The sequence below is a fragment of the Ammonicoccus luteus genome (assembly GCF_050880385.1).
In the GTDB taxonomy this organism is placed as follows: domain Bacteria; phylum Actinomycetota; class Actinomycetes; order Propionibacteriales; family Propionibacteriaceae; genus Enemella.
In genome coordinates, this window is sequence record NZ_JBNZCI010000004.1 from 401,998 (window position 1) to 418,324 (window position 16,327).

General features: G+C 70.2%; 15 protein-coding genes and 1 pseudogene. 7 read left to right on the forward strand and 9 right to left on the reverse strand.

The window, feature by feature from the left end; genetic code table 11:
• Positions 1-3 precede the first annotated feature (3 nt).
• Both ACQ260_RS11915 and ACQ260_RS11920 read right to left on the reverse strand, forming a co-directional pair.
• Entirely contained in the window at positions 4-564 is a 561-nt protein-coding gene (locus tag ACQ260_RS11915; protein ID WP_432559655.1) for a MerR family transcriptional regulator, read from the reverse strand.
• 44 nt (positions 565-608) lie between these two features.
• Complete coding sequence (locus ACQ260_RS11920; RefSeq protein ID WP_432559656.1) at positions 609-1,634, reverse strand: hypothetical protein; 1,026 nt, start codon at positions 1,632-1,634, stop codon at positions 609-611.
• A gap of 170 nt (positions 1,635-1,804) precedes the next feature.
• On the opposite strand from ACQ260_RS11920, the gene ACQ260_RS11925 reads away from it, so the two are divergent.
• The gene (locus ACQ260_RS11925; protein ID WP_432559657.1) at positions 1,805-2,323 is read left to right on the forward strand and encodes an NfeD C-terminal domain-containing protein; all 519 of its coding nucleotides are present in this window, start codon (positions 1,805-1,807) and stop codon (positions 2,321-2,323) included.
• An 83-nt stretch (positions 2,324-2,406) separates the two neighbouring features.
• Positions 2,407-3,909: a flotillin family protein gene (locus tag ACQ260_RS11930; RefSeq protein ID WP_432559658.1), complete on the forward strand. Its 1,503-nt coding sequence runs from the start codon at positions 2,407-2,409 to the stop codon at positions 3,907-3,909.
• On the opposite strand, the gene ACQ260_RS11935 is transcribed toward ACQ260_RS11930, so the two are convergent.
• On the reverse strand, positions 3,906-4,166 hold the full coding sequence (locus ACQ260_RS11935) for a PLD nuclease N-terminal domain-containing protein (protein ID WP_432559659.1): 261 nt from the start codon (positions 4,164-4,166) through the stop codon (positions 3,906-3,908). The genes ACQ260_RS11930 and ACQ260_RS11935 overlap by 4 nt on opposite strands.
• Before the next feature lie 115 nt (positions 4,167-4,281).
• Between ACQ260_RS11935 and ACQ260_RS11940 the strand changes: the two genes are divergently transcribed.
• Entirely contained in the window at positions 4,282-5,499 is a 1,218-nt protein-coding gene (locus ACQ260_RS11940) for an RtcB family protein (protein ID WP_432559660.1), read from the forward strand.
• A 19-nt stretch (positions 5,500-5,518) separates the two neighbouring features.
• Here the strand turns inward: ACQ260_RS11940 and ACQ260_RS11945 are convergent, their stop codons facing one another.
• Both ACQ260_RS11945 and ACQ260_RS11950 read right to left on the reverse strand, forming a co-directional pair.
• The gene (locus tag ACQ260_RS11945; RefSeq protein WP_432559661.1) at positions 5,519-6,427 is read right to left on the reverse strand and encodes a 1,4-dihydroxy-2-naphthoate polyprenyltransferase; all 909 of its coding nucleotides are present in this window, start codon (positions 6,425-6,427) and stop codon (positions 5,519-5,521) included.
• Positions 6,424-7,593 carry an AMP-binding protein gene (locus tag ACQ260_RS11950; RefSeq protein ID WP_432559662.1) on the reverse strand — a complete coding sequence of 390 codons (1,170 nt, stop codon included), beginning with the start codon at positions 7,591-7,593 and terminating at the stop codon, positions 6,424-6,426. The genes ACQ260_RS11945 and ACQ260_RS11950 overlap by 4 nt, the downstream gene beginning before the upstream one ends.
• 38 nt (positions 7,594-7,631) lie before the next feature.
• Here ACQ260_RS11950 and ACQ260_RS11955 point away from each other — a divergent pair, with 38 nt between their 5' ends.
• The 3 genes from ACQ260_RS11955 (at position 7,632) to ACQ260_RS11965 (ending at position 11,197) form a co-directional block, all read left to right on the forward strand.
• A complete protein-coding gene (locus ACQ260_RS11955; protein ID WP_432559663.1) occupies positions 7,632-8,582 on the forward strand; it encodes an o-succinylbenzoate synthase in 951 nt (316 codons plus the stop codon).
• A complete protein-coding gene (menD, locus tag ACQ260_RS11960; protein WP_432559664.1) occupies positions 8,579-10,321 on the forward strand; it encodes a 2-succinyl-5-enolpyruvyl-6-hydroxy-3-cyclohexene-1-carboxylic-acid synthase in 1,743 nt (580 codons plus the stop codon). Before ACQ260_RS11955 ends, menD begins: the two co-directional genes overlap by 4 nt.
• A gap of 69 nt (positions 10,322-10,390) precedes the next feature.
• Positions 10,391-11,197, forward strand: a complete 807-nt coding sequence (locus tag ACQ260_RS11965; protein ID WP_432559665.1) for a glycine betaine ABC transporter substrate-binding protein — start codon at positions 10,391-10,393, stop codon at positions 11,195-11,197.
• Positions 11,198-11,227: 30 nt separating this feature from the next.
• Here the strand turns inward: ACQ260_RS11965 and ACQ260_RS11970 are convergent, their stop codons facing one another.
• From ACQ260_RS11970 to ACQ260_RS11985, 4 genes are all read right to left on the reverse strand, one after another.
• Positions 11,228-12,025, reverse strand: a complete 798-nt coding sequence (locus ACQ260_RS11970) for a hypothetical protein (RefSeq protein ID WP_432559666.1) — start codon at positions 12,023-12,025, stop codon at positions 11,228-11,230.
• Positions 12,022-12,630: an RNA polymerase sigma factor gene (locus tag ACQ260_RS11975; RefSeq protein WP_432559667.1), complete on the reverse strand. Its 609-nt coding sequence runs from the start codon at positions 12,628-12,630 to the stop codon at positions 12,022-12,024. Before ACQ260_RS11975 ends, ACQ260_RS11970 begins: the two co-directional genes overlap by 4 nt.
• 405 nt (positions 12,631-13,035) lie before the next feature.
• A complete protein-coding gene (locus tag ACQ260_RS11980) occupies positions 13,036-14,772 on the reverse strand; it encodes a TM0106 family RecB-like putative nuclease (protein WP_432559668.1) in 1,737 nt (578 codons plus the stop codon).
• Between the two features lie 2 nt (positions 14,773-14,774).
• A complete protein-coding gene (locus ACQ260_RS11985; RefSeq protein ID WP_432559669.1) occupies positions 14,775-15,476 on the reverse strand; it encodes a demethylmenaquinone methyltransferase in 702 nt (233 codons plus the stop codon).
• A gap of 133 nt (positions 15,477-15,609) precedes the next feature.
• Here ACQ260_RS11985 and ACQ260_RS11990 point away from each other — a divergent pair.
• A pseudogene (locus ACQ260_RS11990) lies at positions 15,610-16,263 on the forward strand (ABC transporter ATP-binding protein); the annotation flags it as partial.
• Positions 16,264-16,327 lie beyond the last annotated feature (64 nt).

Genomic DNA, 16,327 nt, shown 5'->3' on the forward strand with positions numbered 1-16,327 from the left:
AGGTCACTCCTTGGTCGGACGGGGGTCGGCGGCGGAGGTGGGGTCGTGGTCAGGGGTCAGGCCGAGGGCAGAGATCCGGGTGAGCAGGCTGCCGGCGGCCCGGAGGATGGCGGCCGCCTCGGTGTCCGACACCGTCATAGCCAGGACGAGGTCGACCCCCGGCGCCAGCCGGAGCACCGACTGGGTGCGCAGCGTCGGCGGCTCGGCCGGCGCAGGGTCGGGCTGGGGGCGGGGTCCGCTGGCTGGGGGGCTGCCTGCGGCCAGCGCCATGAGCTCTTCGGTGGCCACCCCGGCGATCCGGGGGCCGATCGCGCCGAGGCGTACTCCTTCCGCCTGCAACCTCTTCAACGCCAGCAGTTGGGCGAGCTGGCGACGGCCGTAGCGGGCCTCGCGTCCAGCCATGGCCGGTCGGTCGACGACGCCGAGGGTCGCGTAATAGCGGACGGTGCGCCGATCCGGCGCCGTCGCCGCGATGCCGAGTCGCGTCAGACTCTCGGCGACCTCGTCGAGGAAGTCGTCGAGGCCCCAACCGTCGTCGGGGGTCGTGTCAGCAGCATCAGGCATAAGCTGACAGTAACACTGTCAGTGTCATTTGAAAAGGCGAGGGCTCAGCGATCGCGGACGCCCCATTCGCCGCTGCGCCATGCCTCGATCTCCAGCACGCTCAGTCCCTCCGTGAGCGTCGACTCGATCGTGGTCGACCCGATCTCGTTCGCGTGATGAGTCGTGTCGTCGATCCCGTGCTGGACCACGATGAAGTTCGCGTCACCGCGATAATCGAGTTGCACGTCCTTCGCCGGGCCGTCATGGATGAGCAGGGCCATCCCCGTCCCGCTCGCCGCCTCCCCGAGCACTGGGGCGCTCGAGATGGGCCGGACCGCCAGCTCCCAGGATGCATCGGTGGTCTCCACCAGCAGGCGGACCGGGCGCGGCGCACGGCTCCGCAGCCCGAAGCCGACCGTTCCCTGCGCCGCCTCGCCGCTATAGAACAGGGGCGACTGCAGGCCGTTCTCCGGCACCGACTGCACGCTGAACCAGTCGGCTCCATCGGTCTTCGCCCACAGCAGGCCTCGGCGGGCCTCGGGCGGGAGCTCGATCACGGCCGGGCCGGTGCCGCTGCGGACGATCGGCTCGAAGCTGCCGAACTGTTGGTCCAGTCGTTCCTTGAGTGCCCCCTCGGCCGGGCGGCCCGGGGGCGCGGGCAGGATCTCCCCCGTCGGCTGGGACCGCGGTTCGGCAGGGGCGCTGGTCGGTGGGTCGCTCGGCGAGGGATCGCCGGAGGTGTTGCGCAGGAAGAGGACTCCGCCGATCCCTGCAATGGCGATCAACCCGAGGACTGCCAGCGTCGCGATCAGGGCGATGACCGGGCCCTTTGACTGACGTGGGGGCGGGGGGTACGCCGGCCCCTGCGGATAGGACGCCGGCGCTGCCTTGAGCGACGGTTGGGCCGCGGCATGCGGTGGTGCCGGAGCCGCCGGCCGGTGCCCCGAGCCCGCCTGGGCCCCGGGCGGCGAGCCCTGCGGTCGTTGGCCGCCGGGGGCCAAGAAATCCGGGCCCGCAGGATAGGTCGGCCAGATCGGGTTGCCGTCGTCGCCGGGTGGCGCCCCGTGGGGACCGTGGTGGCCTTCGGTCATCGATGGTCCTCTCCTCCGTCGAACTGCGCCCCAGTATGTCCCCCGAGCGGCCCATCGCTCACGGCGACCGCAGTGGCTGGGCGTGCGTTGGAGTCGGGGAAGTGGCCTGCTCGCAGGGTAGAATCGAACCCGTCACGAGTTGAGCGTGCGAGCTGAGAACGGCGGCGTGGATGGTTTCGGTTTTTCTGATCCTCGGCGCCGTCGGAGTTGGCTTGCTGCTGGTGTCGATCCTGATCGGAGACCTGCTCGACGGCGTCCTCGACTTCGGCGATGTCGGCGGCGACTTCTTCTCCCTTGCTGGCCTTGCCGGCTTCCTCGGGGCGCTGGGTTTCACCGGCGCGATCATGCTCAGCCTCGTCGAGAACCTGCTGCTCGCGATCGTCGTCGGCGTGATCGTCGGCCTCGGTGTCGGGGCGTTGGCGGCTTGGTTGACCATGCGGCTCAAGGATCCGACGCGCGACAGTGACAGCACGGTGCGGTCGCAGCACCTGATCGGAGCTGTCGGCCGGGTCGTCCACCCGATCCCAGTGAGCGGCTTCGGCCAGGTCCGGGTGTCGGTGCACGGTCATCCGACGATGCTCAACGCCAAGGCCGATGAGCCCATCGCGGCCGGCCGGCTGATCCAGGTCACGGCCGTGCTGTCGCCGACCTCGGTCAGGGTCCGCGCCGGGGAACCGATCGAGCCCTGACACCCGGCGCCCGCTCGGTCGCCTGCCAACGCACGTCCACTCAAGTTTCCGAAATCCGCCCGCACCACACCGAAGGGATGCGCATGTTCGTGCTCACTCCGCTGGTCATCGGGATCGTCGGCATCATCGCCGTCATCCTGCTGGTCGGCCTGCTGATCATCAACCGTTACAAGGTTGCAGGGCCCAACGAGGCCTACATCGTGACCGGCCGCAAGGGAAAGGAGGTGCGCAACCCCGAGACCGGTGAGATCTCGACCGACCTGTCGGGCCAGAAGGTCGTGATGGGCGGTGGCGTGTTCGTCATGCCCTTCGTCCAGCGGCTGCACATCCTCGATCTGTCCTCGCGACGCATCATGGTGCAGATCCGGGGTGCGGTCTCCGGTCAGGGCGTCAAGCTCAATCTCGACGGCGTGGCGATCGTCAAGGTCGGCGGCAACGAGGACTCCATCCGCGCTGCGGCCCAGCGCTTCCTCACCCAGCAGGACGAGATCGAGACGTTCACCCAGGAGACCCTCGCCGGCTCGCTCCGCTCCATCGTCGGCAGCCTCTCGGTCGAGCAGATCATCCGGGACCGCGCGGCGTTCGCCCAGAGCGTCGCCGACGAATCGGAGTCCTCACTCACCGGCCAGGGCTTGGTCCTCGACACCTTCCAGATCCAGGACATCACCGACGACGGCTCCTATCTGTCCGACCTCGGCCGACCCGAGTCCGCCAAGGTCGGGCGCCTCGCCGCCATCGCCGAGGCCAACGCCCGACAGGAGGCCGAACAGGCACGCATCGCCGCGGAGCAGGAGATCGCGATCGCCGAACGGGCGCTCGCGCTGAAGAACTCGGAGATCAAGGCGGAAACCGATGCCGCGCAGGCCCAGGCCGCAGCGGCCGGTCCGCTGGCCCAGGCTGATCGGGACCAAGCGATCCTCGCCGAGCAGGAAAAGGTCGCCGTGCGCCAGGCAGCACTGAAGGACCGGCAGCTCGACACCGAGGTCCGCAAGCCCGCGGATGCCGAGCGCTATCGGGTCGAGACCGAAGCGGAAGCCCGGCGCACCGCCGCGATCCGTCAGGCCGATGCTCAGCGTGCAGCAGCCATCGCCGCCGCCGAGGCCGACGCCGAGACGGCCCGCCTGACCGGTGAGGGCGACAAGTCCCGCCGCTCCGCGCTCGCGGAAGCAGAGGCCATCGAGGGCGCCCGCCGCGGTGAGGCCGAGCGTGCCCGCCGTGTTGCCGAGGCCGAAGCTCTCCGTGCGGAGGGCGACGCGGAAGCCGCCGCGATCCTTGCTCGCGGTGAGGCGGAGGCCGAGGCGATGAACAAGCGTGCGGATGCGTTCGCGCGCTACAACGAAGCAGCCGTGCTGCAGATGCTCGTCGACATCCTGCCCCAGGTCGCGGAGAAGGTCGCTGCGCCGATGGCCGGCATCGACAAGCTCACTGTGGTCTCCACGGACGGCGCCGGCGCGGTGCCCAAGCAGGTGACCAACAACGTCGTCCAGACCATGGAACTCATCAAGAACACCACGGGTGTGGACCTGTCGAGGCTGCTGGAGAAATATTCCGAGGACGCGACGAACGGCGCGACCACGGAACGCTAACGCAGGTTGTTCAGGAAGTCCTGGTCATCGTCCGGCGCGATCGGAAAGCGTTCATCGACCGCGTCGGCGATCGACTGGGCATTGGGCCGGCCGAGGAGCAGCCAGGCGACAGAGCCCACGAGAGGCAGCCCGATGACCGCCGCGGCCCACAACCAGCGTGGGGCCCGGCGAACTTCGTCAGGCCGTGACTGCGCCACTTCGATCACGCAATAGATCATCAGCAGCACGATCACCACGACAGGAAGGAACCGCAACATACGGTCCATGGTACGCGCTGCACGACCGAAAATTGGATTCCCCCAACGAGGAACAAGCTCTAGCCTGGCTGACTCATAACGATGACCCAGCACACAGCAAGAGAGGACGTTTCCGATGTTTCCCGTCGCACTCAGCGGCGCACCCAACGTGCAGTTGTGGGCCCACGAGCAGGAGATCGAACCGCAGGCAATCGAGCAGCTGCGGAACATCGCCGCGCTTCCATGGACCCACGGCGTCCGGGTGATGCCGGACGTCCACCTGGGCCGAGGTGCGACCGTCGGGTCGGTCATCGCGATGCAGGAAGCCGTCGCGCCCGCGGCGGTCGGCGTGGACATCGGCTGCGGCATGGAGGGTGTTCTCACGTCCCTCACCGCTGCCGACTTGCCCGATGATCTCGGTCGACTTCGTCGGTCGATCGAGGACGCGATCCCGGTGGGCTTCCGCAGCCACAATCGGGCGGTCGACCTGCGGCCGCTGGAGGGGCTGCTGCCCCGCGTGCTCACCGACCGCCACGGCAAGCCGGAGCTGCGCCCGTTCTTCGCCCGGTTCGAGCAACTGACCGACCACGTGCAGAAGCTGCACGAGCGGTCTCACCTCCAACTCGGCACGCTCGGTGGCGGCAACCATTTCATCGAGATCTGCCTCGACACCGAGGACCGGGTCTGGCTGATGCTGCACTCCGGCTCGCGCAACATCGGCAATGAGCTCGCCAAGGTGCACATGGAGACCGCTCGGGCACTGCCGCACAACCAAGGTCTCCCGGACCGGGATCTCGCGGTGTTCCTCGCGGGCACCCCGGAGATGGCGGCCTATCGGCACGACCTGATGTGGGCGCAGGAATATGCGGCCCGCAATCGCGCAGTCATGCTCGCGCTGCTCATGAGCATCTTCGCCGAGAAGTTCGCGGCCGCGGGTGTCCGGTTCGACGAACCGATCTCCTGCCACCACAACTATGTGGCGGAGGAACTCGTCGACGGCGTGCCGATGTTGATCACCCGCAAGGGCGCGATCCGTGCGGGTGCCGGTGACATGGGGCTGATCCCGGGCTCGATGGGAACCCGGTCCTATGTCGTGCGGGGGCTCGGCAACGACGACTCCTATCAGTCGGCGTCCCACGGCGCCGGCCGTGTGATGTCGCGGGCCAAGGCCAAGAAGACCTTTACGATCGCGGATCTGGTGGCGCAGACCGAGGGGGTCGAGTCCCGCAAGGACGCCGGAGTGCTGGATGAGATCCCCGGTGCCTACAAGGACATCGACAAGGTCATCGAGGCACAGCGCGACCTCGTCGAGGTCGTCGCCACCCTGCGGCAGGTTGTCTGCGTGAAGGGTTGAGGTCCGCGCGGGGGATGCCTCAGCCGATCACGAACCCCGCGAACAGACCGGCCGCGCAGATCAACTCCGCGATCCCGGTGGCCTTGAGCACCGCGATCAACGAACGGCCGGTCGCGCCCCGCATCACCCGGAGCAGGGCGGGCACCAGCACCGGCACGAACACCAGGCCCAGCAACGCCCAGCTGGTCGTCGTCAGCGCCGCGCCCACCACAGCGACGGCGGTGACGATGACCAGTCCGGCATAGAACGCCCGGGTGCCGGCATCACCGAGGCGGGTGGCCAGCGTGCGTTTCCCGACCGCCTCGTCACCCGCCAGATCCCGCAGGTTGTTGGCCACGAGGATCGCGCACGCCAGGAACCCGATCGCGCACGCGACCCACAGCGAGGCCACGGTCCACACGCCGAGCTGCACGAACGCCGTGCCCGCCACCGCGACGAGCCCGAAGAACACGAAGACGAACACCTCGCCAAGCCCGAGATAGCCATAGGGGCGCTTTCCGCCTGTATAGAACCACGCCGCCACGATGCAGGCCGCGCCCACGGCGAGGAACCACCAGTGCCCCGACCAGATGGTGAGCGCGAGTCCCGCGGCCGCGGCAACCGCGAAGCAGGCGAACGCCGCAGCTTTCACGACCTTCGGCGACGCCGCCCCGGAACCCACGAGCCGCATCGGCCCGATCCGGTCGGCGTCGGTGCCGCGGATGCCGTCGGAATAGTCGTTGGCGTAGTTCACGCCCACCTGCAGCGCGAACGCCACCACCAGGCACAGCAGTGCCATGCCGAGGTTGAATCCCCCGAAGAACCACGCCACGCCCGACCCGGCGAGCACGGGTGAGAGCGCGGCTGGCCACGTGCGTGGGCGCGCGCCCTCGAGCCAGTCGGCGAACGTGGCACCCCTCGGCCTGAGCAAGGGCGTTGAATCGCTCACAGCACTTCCTTCTCCGCGGGCCCGGCAGTCCACCAGGCAATCAACTCCTGCCGGTCGATCTTGCCGCTGGAGGTGTGGGGGAGGCGGGGGTGTCTCAGCAGGCCGAGCGGTTTTGCGGCGGGCTCGAGAGTGTGCAGGCGAGCGCGCAACTCGGGCAGTGTGGTCGGGATCGTCACCGCGGCGATGATGCGGGTGCCCCATTCCGGGTCGCGTACGCCAACCACTGCGCCCTGCGGGTCGAGCTCCTTCAGCACCTTCTCCACGGCGGCCAGATCCACGTTCACCCCGCCGGAGACCACGACATCGTCAATGCGGCCGAGGATCTCCAGCCGCGACGGGCCGGATTCGGATCCATCCCAGCGGGCCCGGTCGCGCGTGTGGAGTGTTGCACCGTCGAGCACTTTCGCCGTCAGATCCGGGCGCAGGCGATAGCCCGAGAACACCACCGGCCCGGTGATCGAGACGCGCCCGCCGCCGGCCTCGGGATCGCCGCGGCCGTGGAGATCGATGGTCACACCATCGAGCGGGACACCGTCATAGACGCACCCGCCAGAGGTTTCCGACATGCCATAGGTCGTGATGATCGTGAGACCTGCGGCTCGCGCGTGCGCCAGGACCCCGGGGTCTGCGGCGGCACCGCCGAGGAGGATTGCGTCATAGCGAGCCAGCCGGCTGAGGACGTCGGGCCGGTCCAACGCCCGCACGAGCTGGGTTGGGACGAGCGACAGATAGTTGCGCTCACTCGAACCCGTGTCCAGGCCCGACTGATCGGGCAGATCGTGCAGATCGGCGTCGACCGCGAACAGGCTGGTGCCGGCGGCCACCGCCCGCGCGACGACAAGGATGCCCGCCACATAGTGCGCGGGCACGGCGAGCGTCCAGTTGCCGGTGCCGCCGAGCCGTGCGTGCGTCGCCGCCACGCCTGCACGGATCGCGGCGCGGGAGAGCACCACACCCTTCGGCTCGCCGGTCGACCCCGAGGTCCCGACGACCAGGCCGGCGTCGGTCTCGACCAGCGGCTCGTCGGGGCGCAGCATCGCGAGGGTCGCCGTGGCCGCCCCCGGGTCCGCCGGCAGCGGCGCGATCGCCGGGCCACCGTCCAGCATCCGCGCGACCGCGGCGGCGAGGCCGGGATCGTCGGCGGGCAGGGTACGCAGGCGGCTCATGGAGAACACCCTAGGATCGGGCCACACAGGAGAAGGGGATGAACCAGGACGTGTACGTCTTTGACATCGGCCTCCGCACCCGCTTCCGCGGCATCACCCGCCGGCAGGGCATGGTGTGGCGGGGCCCGGCCGGCTGGGCCGAGTGGAGCCCGTTCCTCGACTATCACGGCGACGAGCTGCGGCCGTGGCTGGCGGCCGCGGAGGAGGCCGCAGGTCTCGGCTTCCCACCGCCGGTCCGGGATCGGATCCCGGTGAACTGCACGATCCCCGCGCTCGACCCCGAGGCGTCCCGCGCACTCGCGGCAGAGTCCGGCTGTGCCACCGCGAAGATCAAGGTCGCCGAACCGGGGCAGACTCTCGCTGACGACCTGGCGAGGGTCGAGGCGGTCCGCGACGCCCTGGGCCCCGACGGTGCCGTCCGCGTCGACGCCAACGGCGGCTGGTCGCCCGACGAGGCGATCGTCGCGCTGCGGGAGCTGGGCCGGTTCGACATCGAGTACGCCGAGCAGCCCGTCGCCGACGTCGAGGACCTCGCACGCCTCCGGCGGGAGCTCGTCCGTCGCGGCATCTCCGTGCCCATCGCGGCCGACGAGTCCATCCGCCGCAGCGGCGACCCCGAGCGGGTCGCGGAGCTCGCGGCTGCCGATGTCGCGGTGTTGAAGGTCCAGCCCCTCGGTGGCGTGCGGCGCTGCCTCGAGCTCGCCGATGTGCTCGGGCTCCCCGTGGTCGTGTCCAGTGCCCTCGAGACCTCGATCGGTCTCGCCGCGGGCGTGGCCCTTGCCGCGGCCCTCCCCGAGCTGCCCTATGCCTGCGGCCTCAACACCCGGGCGCTGCTCACCGACGACTTGGTCACGGACTCCCTCCGCGCGGTCGACGGGGCGATCGACGTGCGGACCGTCGAGGCCGACGCCACTGCCTTGGACCGGTGCGCGGCGTCCGCGGAGGACACCGGCCGCTGGCTGCGCCGGCATGCGGAGACCCGGGCATGACCGCCACCGCGTGCGCGCGAGCCGTCGCGGCTGCCCTGGTCGAGCTCGGTGTCCGCCACGTCGTGCTGAGTCCGGGGTCCCGCTCCGCGCCGCTCGCGTTCGCCTGGGAGGCCCTCGCCCGGCAGAGCAAGGTCGAGCTCCATGTCCGCATCGACGAGCGCGGGGCGGCGTACCTCGCTCTCGGTCTCGCCAAGGCCACCCGCACCGTCGTCCCCGTCGTGACCACCTCCGGAACGGCGGTCGGCAACCTCCTGCCGGCGGTGATGGAGGCCTCGCACGCGGGGGTGCCGATCATGATCCTCTCGTGTGACCGGCCCGTGTCGGCGTTGCACACCGGCGCCAATCAGGTCACCGATCAGGGCGGGCTGTTCGACCGCTTCGTCCGCGCGTCCGCACAGCTCTCGGGTGCGGAGGGCAGCGTGGCCACCTGGGTCCATCAGGTGGGGCGGCTGGTGGCGGGGGCGGTGGGCGTACGCAGCGCGGACCCCGGTCCCGTCCACCTCAACCTCGCGTTCGCCGAGCCGTTGACACCGGACGATGAGCACTGGCCCGAAGTGCGCCCCACGGTCGTGGAACCGCACCGGGCTCCGCCGAGCGCGGACGACCCCGCACCGGTGCTGGAGTGGGGCGTGCCGGCCGCCCCCTGGAGCAACCTGCCCGAGGGGTACGCGGCCGACGCGGCCCCGGAGCCCCGCACGGTCGTCCTCGTCGGCGACTGCCCGCCCGAGACCGGTCGGCTCGCGTGGCAGACCGCCGTCGATGCCGGTCTGCCGCTGTTGTCCGAACCCTCCGGCAATGCCCGTCGGACGCCGGCCATCCGCGGCTATCGGCTGCTGCTCGGCACCGAACTGGGCGAGCGGATCGAGCGGGTGCTGCTGTTCGGGCATCCCACCCTGTCCCGTCCCGTCAGCCGGCTCCTCGCCCGCGACGACGTCGAGATCATTGCGGTCACCGATGGGGCGCGCTGGATCGATCCCGGTTGCCGTGTCACCCGGGTCGTCGACCGGATCGACCCGCCCCCGGGCGATCCCGCCTGGCTGCGGGCCTGGCGCGACGCCGACGATCGGCTCCTGCCGGCCCTGGACGCGGAGTCGGGCAGGGCGGCGCCGAGCGAGCCCACACCTCTCAACGGACTCGCCGTTGCGGGCGCCGTCTGGCATGCCGCGACGCGCACCCGCCAATCCCAGGAGTCCGGCCGTGGCCACAACCTCGTGATCGGTTCTTCCCATCCCGTTCGCGACCTGGACCTGGCGCCGGTGCTGGGGACCGCCCCGCCCGCGTACGCGAACAGAGGCCTCGCCGGAATCGACGGCACCATCGCGACCGCGGCGGGAATCGCGCTGGCAACGGGACCGACCACGCTGCTGCTGGGAGACCTGACGTTCCTGCACGACGCCGGCTCGCTGCTGATCGGGCCGCTCGAGCGTCGCCCGGACCTGCGGGTCGTGGTCGTCAACGACGACGGCGGCTCGATCTTCCACATTCTCGAGCAGGGCGCTGCGGACCATGCCGCGGCGTTCGAGAGGATTTTCGGTACGCCGACGGGGGCGCGGCTCGGGCCGCTGGCGGCGGGGTACGGCTGGGCGCATCGCGAGCTCACGACCCTGACCGACCTGCGGGCCGCGCTCGCCGAGCCGATCCGCGGGACGGAGCTCGTCGAGATGCGGATCACCCGCGAGGACCGGCGGGGCCAGGCCGCGCGGCTGGCCCGCGCAGGGGAGGCGGCCGTGCGCGCGTGAGCGCTTGGCACAATCGGTGACGCACGCACAGCCGCGCACGCGCGGCCCGCACGACACGAGGGAGTGGGCATGAGCACGAAACCGATTGTCCTGGGACGGATCGACGAATCCTTCCACCAGGTGGCCGCCGCGGTCGTGGAGGAGGTGTTGATCCGCCTCGGGCACGAGGTGGAGGTGATCGAGGGCGCGCACCCGGACATGTATCCCCAGCTCGCCGCCGGCCAGCAGGACCTCTTCGCGGACGCCTGGCTGCCGCACGGGCACGAGGTCTATTGGGCACAGATCAAGGACGTGGTGACCGAGGTCGCCCCGCTCTATGACGGCGGCCTGTTCTTCTGGGCGGTGCCGGGCTATGTGCCGCAGGACGTCGTGGCATCGCTGGCGGACCTGGCCAAGCCGGAGGTGGCCGAGCGGTTCACGACGCGGCTGGTGCAGGGCACCAAGGCCGGCGCGGGGCTCAGCATGCGGTCCAATCGGCTGGTGACCGAATATGGGCTCGACAAGCTCGGCTGGAGCCACGAGATCGGCGACATCTGGGCCGTCATCGACACGGTCAACACGCGGATGGCCGCCGGGGACTGGTTCGCCACGCCCATGTGGCAGCCGATGTTCCTCAACGACGTCCATGAACTGCGGCCCCTGCAGGATCCGCTGGGGGTGTTCCCGCCGCCGGACCGGGCGTCACTGCTGGCGTACAGCGACTTCTGGAACCGGATGGCCGAGCGCGACCGGACCGTGCTGGGGCGGATTCGCTACACGGTCGAGGACGTCAACGAGATGGACCGCTGGATGCAGCTGGACGACCTCGATGCCCTCGCCGCCGCGAAGCGCTGGATGGACGAGAACGCCGATCAGGTGGCGGGCTGGTTCGCCTGACCGACGCTGACGTCCGTTGATCCCGGCGGGTCAGCGGATGATTGCGTCCCCGGAGACCATGCCGTCGTTGACGGCCTCGGGAGTGCCCGCCGCATATTCCAACTGCACCCGGATCGCCACGTCCGTGGGCACACCGGCCGGCACCTCGACCTCGACGGTCATGCTGATGCAGGTGTCGCGGTTGACCAACGTGCCACCCGGACTCAGCAGCCCTTCACCGGAGACCACGCGCGGGCCGTCCACCCACGGACCCCAGATCCGTGCGCCCCGGCTGCCGGGGCACGCCACGGAGGTGACCACCGCGATGTCATAGCCCTCCCGGTCCGACCTGACCCGCTGCGCGCTGTTGACGATGACCCGCGGGGGATCGATCGTCGGCGCGACCGGCGACGGGGTCCGGGTCGGTGTCGGGGTGGGCGTCGCGGACGGAGTGGGCGACGGGGTCGGTGCCGGCGTCGGGGTGGTTCTCGTGGGCGGGGGCGTGGTGCGGGGCGCCGGCTCGGCTGCCCGCGTCGGCTCCGGGGTCGGCTCCGGGGTGGGGGTCACCGTCTGGGAAGGAGTCGGGGTCGGCAGGACCGGCGCACCCGGTTCGGGCTCCACCTCCCTCAGCTGCGGGCGAGTCACACCCCAACCGAGGCCCGCGATCACTGCCACCGCTGCAGCAGCCGCCACCACCTGGAGCCACCGCCGCGGCCGCCGGCCGGGCGCGTCCAAGCTGTCCAGATCCTCGACGGTGGCGTCGGCGTCGGCGCCGCTCAGGATGCTGGAGAGCATGGCCTCCGCGTTCGGGAGATCCCGCTCCCGCAACGGATCGACGGGTCCGTTCACGACGCCTCACCCCCCAACAGATGGGCCACCTCGGTGGTGGCGAGCTTCTTCTTCGCCCGGCTCAACCGGGACTTGACCGTGCCGACCGGAATCTTCAGGATCTCGGCACCCTCCGCGAGCTCCAGCCCGCTCCACACGACCAACTCGATGACCGCACGCTGGTTTTCGGGCAGCCGGTTCAGGACCATGTGCACCTGCGCCATGCCGGCCTCCTGCTCCACCCACTCGGACACGTTGTTGTCATAGCCGGGCCCCTGATCCTCGATCTTGTGGACCAATCGCAGCCGACGCTGGTTGCCCCGCGTGGTGTTCATCACCTCGTGCCGGGCCATCGACAACAGGATCGGCACGGCGGAATCGCGGCGCAGCGGATCCACGGTCCGCTCCCGCGCCCTGCGCCACAAGGTGGCGAACGTGGCTTGAGTGATGTCCTCCGCGAGGCTCCACGACGCGGTCGAGCGGAACGCGAAGTTGTAGACGACCTTGTTGTGTCGCCGAAAGAGGGTCGCAAAATCCGCCTCGATGCCCGCACAGATGCCAGCCCACAGTTCCTCATCCCCAGTCTCTGTGGCAGGCCGCCCTGCGTCGCCCTCCTCGAGCCGCACTGTCCCTCCTTGGTCCGACCCCGAAGCCGATTGTGGTCGTCCTGCCATCAAAGAGGAGTCCGGGTCCATTGGGGAAAGTTCCCGTTGTTTGGGTTTTTCGGCCCAGGGGGCCGAGCCGGGGGACGACCCCCGGACCCCCGCGCTCGCTCTGGGCTTCCTCGCGTCGGAGTTTTCCGCTGCGCTCCGAACTCCTTGGGCTCGTCACCCCAGGCCTGAGGCACGCTCGCCAGGCCGAGCCGGGGGACGACCCCCGGACCCCCGCGCTCGCTCTGGGCTTCCTCGCGTCGGAGTTTTCCGCTGCGCTCCGAACTCCTTGGGCTCGTCACCCCAGGCCTGAGGCACGCTCGCCAGGCCGAGCCGGGGGACGACCCCCGGACCCCCGCGCTCGCTCTGGGCATAGCCCGACTACAGCCTCCGCAGCCACGCCCGCAGTTCGTGCGTGGCACGAACGTCGTCCTCGTTGTACGCCAGCACACGCTCCCGGGCCGCCGCTCGAACGGCCGGTTCCGCGGCGTGGCAGGCCTCGTCGAACCATGCCTGGGAGTTCAGTCCCCCGGCATCCACGTCGCGCCACGCGAAACCGGCACCGACAGACGCGACGACCTTGAGCCCGAGCCCGCGTACCCCGAAGAAATGATCCCGCACCACTTCGAACAGGTCGCAGAACTCGCGCTCCGCATAGTCGATCGCCCACTCCAGGGTGGGATCATCGGCGGCGCTGGCCAGGTTGGCGAGCCGCACGACCTCGTACGTCGAATAGTGATAAACCCGCACGCTCGCCGGGCCGGCCACCAGCGCCCGCAGCCAGGTCATCGCGCGGCGGGCCAGTTCGATCTCGGCCTCCTTGGAGAGGTCGGACCAGGCGGAGAACTCCACATAGGCCGGCGGGTCCGCGCGCCGCCGGTCGTGGACGAGGAAACCCCACAGATAGACGCGCTCGTCGGCGGAGGACTCGATGTCGAAGTCGATCTCCAGGTCCGCGGTCGGCACGTCGATCGCACAGGCCGTCAACCGCTCCAGCTCCACCTCCGACACCATCAGCCGGGCCCGCCGGGCCGCGAGCTCGAGGCGTTGCTCCGCGCCCTGGCGATGGCGCACTTCCGGGAGATAACGCTCCTTCAACGCCGCCAGATCCACCTCGGCGAGGTCGGTCACCGTCCGCACACCCAGCACCCGCAGGGCCTGGATCTCCCGCACGTCCAGCGGTGTCTTGTCGATCCGGACCGACAGGTCGTCGGCGCCCAGCTGCGGCGCGCACACCTCCCACCAGTGACAGGCGTCGCACTCCCGGTTGCGGATCGGTGTCACCATCGGCGGCTCACCGGCCCGGGCAGCCGTCGCGACTCGGACGCGGAAACCGTGCTCGTGGTCATACCGCTCCAGGACGCTGCGCAGGCGCCAGCCTTCGGGAGCGCTGCGCGAGAAGGTCCGCACCAGCGGATCCGTCAGATTCACCCACGTGATCGCCGCCCCATCGAGCTCCGGATAGGCGTCGGTGCCGAGCACACCCGCGGTGGCCGGTCCCGGTGCGCTGTGCCCGGTCGCGTCGAGCTGGCGCCAGTAGTGCGCCGACTGCAGCAGGGCCGCGTCATTCTGGGTGCGCAGGGAGCGATCGCGGACGGTGGTGGCTTGACGGTACGCAGGCGTCGCCAGCGCGCTGGCTCGCACCGTGTGTGCGGTTCGTGTGGAGGGACGTTTCTCCGCCGTCTGCCGGCGGGCGATCACGACCGGGTGATAGCCGGTGCGCCCGTCCGGGCGATCGTCGCCGCGCACGAGCAGGTCCGGCCGACCGCTGCGGGCGCCGGGGACATCGAGGGGGAGGAGGCCCCCGATGATGACGGGCACGCCGTGGCGCACGGCCTGGGCACACGCGTACTCCTGCTCGTCCCACGGTGCATCCGCCAACGGGCGCAGGTCGGCGACCGGACCGGGAAAGCGGTGCAGGAGCTCGGTCAGGACGTGGTCGGTGAAGCCGATGCCGCCGGCGAAGCTCTCCCGCAGGCCCTCATCGGGAGCAGGCGGCTCGACGTCAGGGGCGAACTTGTTCCAGGTCTTGATGACGCACGTGCGTGCGGCGTACGCGTCGAGGACGATCGGCTTCGGCTCGCCCGGCGGGACGGGAGTGTGGGGTGGGGGCGGCACGCTCAGGCGGTCCCGCGGTGGATCGCGACCATGCCGCCGAGAAGATTGCGCCACTCGACGTTGCGCCAGCCGGCCTCGGCGATCATGTCGGCGAGAGCCTGCTGATCGGGCCAGGTCTGCATGGACTCGGCGAGATAGGCATAGGCGGACGGGTTGCTCGAGGCGACCTTGCCGAGGAGCGGCAGGACGCCGAGCAGGCGGTCCTTGTAGAGCGTGGCGAACAGGGTGTTCGTCGGTGTGGAGACCTCCGCGATCACCAGCCTGCCGCCGGGTCGGGTGACGCGCCGCATCTCCACGAGCGCGTCGAGAGTCCGTTCCACGTTGCGGAGGCCGTAAGAGATCGTGACCGCATCGAAAGCGTCATCGGTGAACGGCAGTGCCAGGGCATCGCCCGCCACGAAGTGGAGGTCCGGCTGGCGTTGCGTGCCGACCCGGAGCATGCCGAGCGACAGATCGGTGGCCACGACCGTGGCGCCCGCGTCGGCGAACGGTCGCGAGGAGGTGCCGGTGCCGGCCGCGAGGTCGAGGATCCGCTGCCCGGGACGCGGGTCGACCGCGGCGATCGTCGCCGCGCGCCAGCGGCGCATCTGGCCCGCGGTCATGACGTCGTTCATCAGGTCATAGCGGTCGGCCACGCCATCGAACATGGCCGCCACGTCGGAACGGCGCTTGGCGAGGGTGGCTCGGTAATCGGATCTCGGCACGGCCACACCCTAACCGTTTCCCCCGACACTCCTTCCGGAGCAGGCGAGCGCCCAGAGATGTCGACCCATTGCTGGGGGTGGCCGGTGTCCACGCGGCGGGCGTACGCCCTCCTCTCTTGCGCGGCACGGGACAATCGGATCCATGGCCAAATCCGCCGAGTCCATCCTGAGAGTGTCCGGTCTGACCCGGTCCTATGGGTCGACCAAGATCATCGACAACTTCAACCTCCAGGTGCGTTCGGGAGAAGCCATTGCTCTGACCGGCCGCAACGGCGCCGGCAAGTCCACCCTCCTGCGGTGCCTGGTGGGTGCCGACAAGCCGACCGAGGGCGAGATCACGATCTGCGGTGAGAAGCTCGCCGAGACCTCCCGCACGATTCGCAAGAACCTCGCCACGGTCATCGATGACATCGACTTCTTCCCCGACCTCAGCGTCGTCGAGCACCTCGATCTGCTCGCCCGCGCCCATGGGCTCGCCGATCCCGAGACGGTCGTCGACGACATCCTTCATGAGGTTCAGCTGGTGCCGCAGGCGGGCCAGCTCCCGGGCACGCTGTCCTCGGGCCAGCGCCGTCGCCTCGCGCTCGCGACCGCGTTCGTGCGGCCCCGCAAGCTGCTGGTGCTCGACGAACCGGAGCAACGTCTGGACACCGAGGGTGTGCGGTGGCTCGCCGACCGTCTGAACTCCGAGTTGGCCGACGGGTTGGCGTTGGTCTTCGCATCGCACGAGCCCTATCTGGTGGAGCAGGTCGCCACGCGCGTCGTCCGGCTCGGGCCCGAGCGGTCGCCCGAGGACGACGACGCCGAGGCCGCCACCGACGCCACACCGGTCAGCGGACCCGCGGACTGGG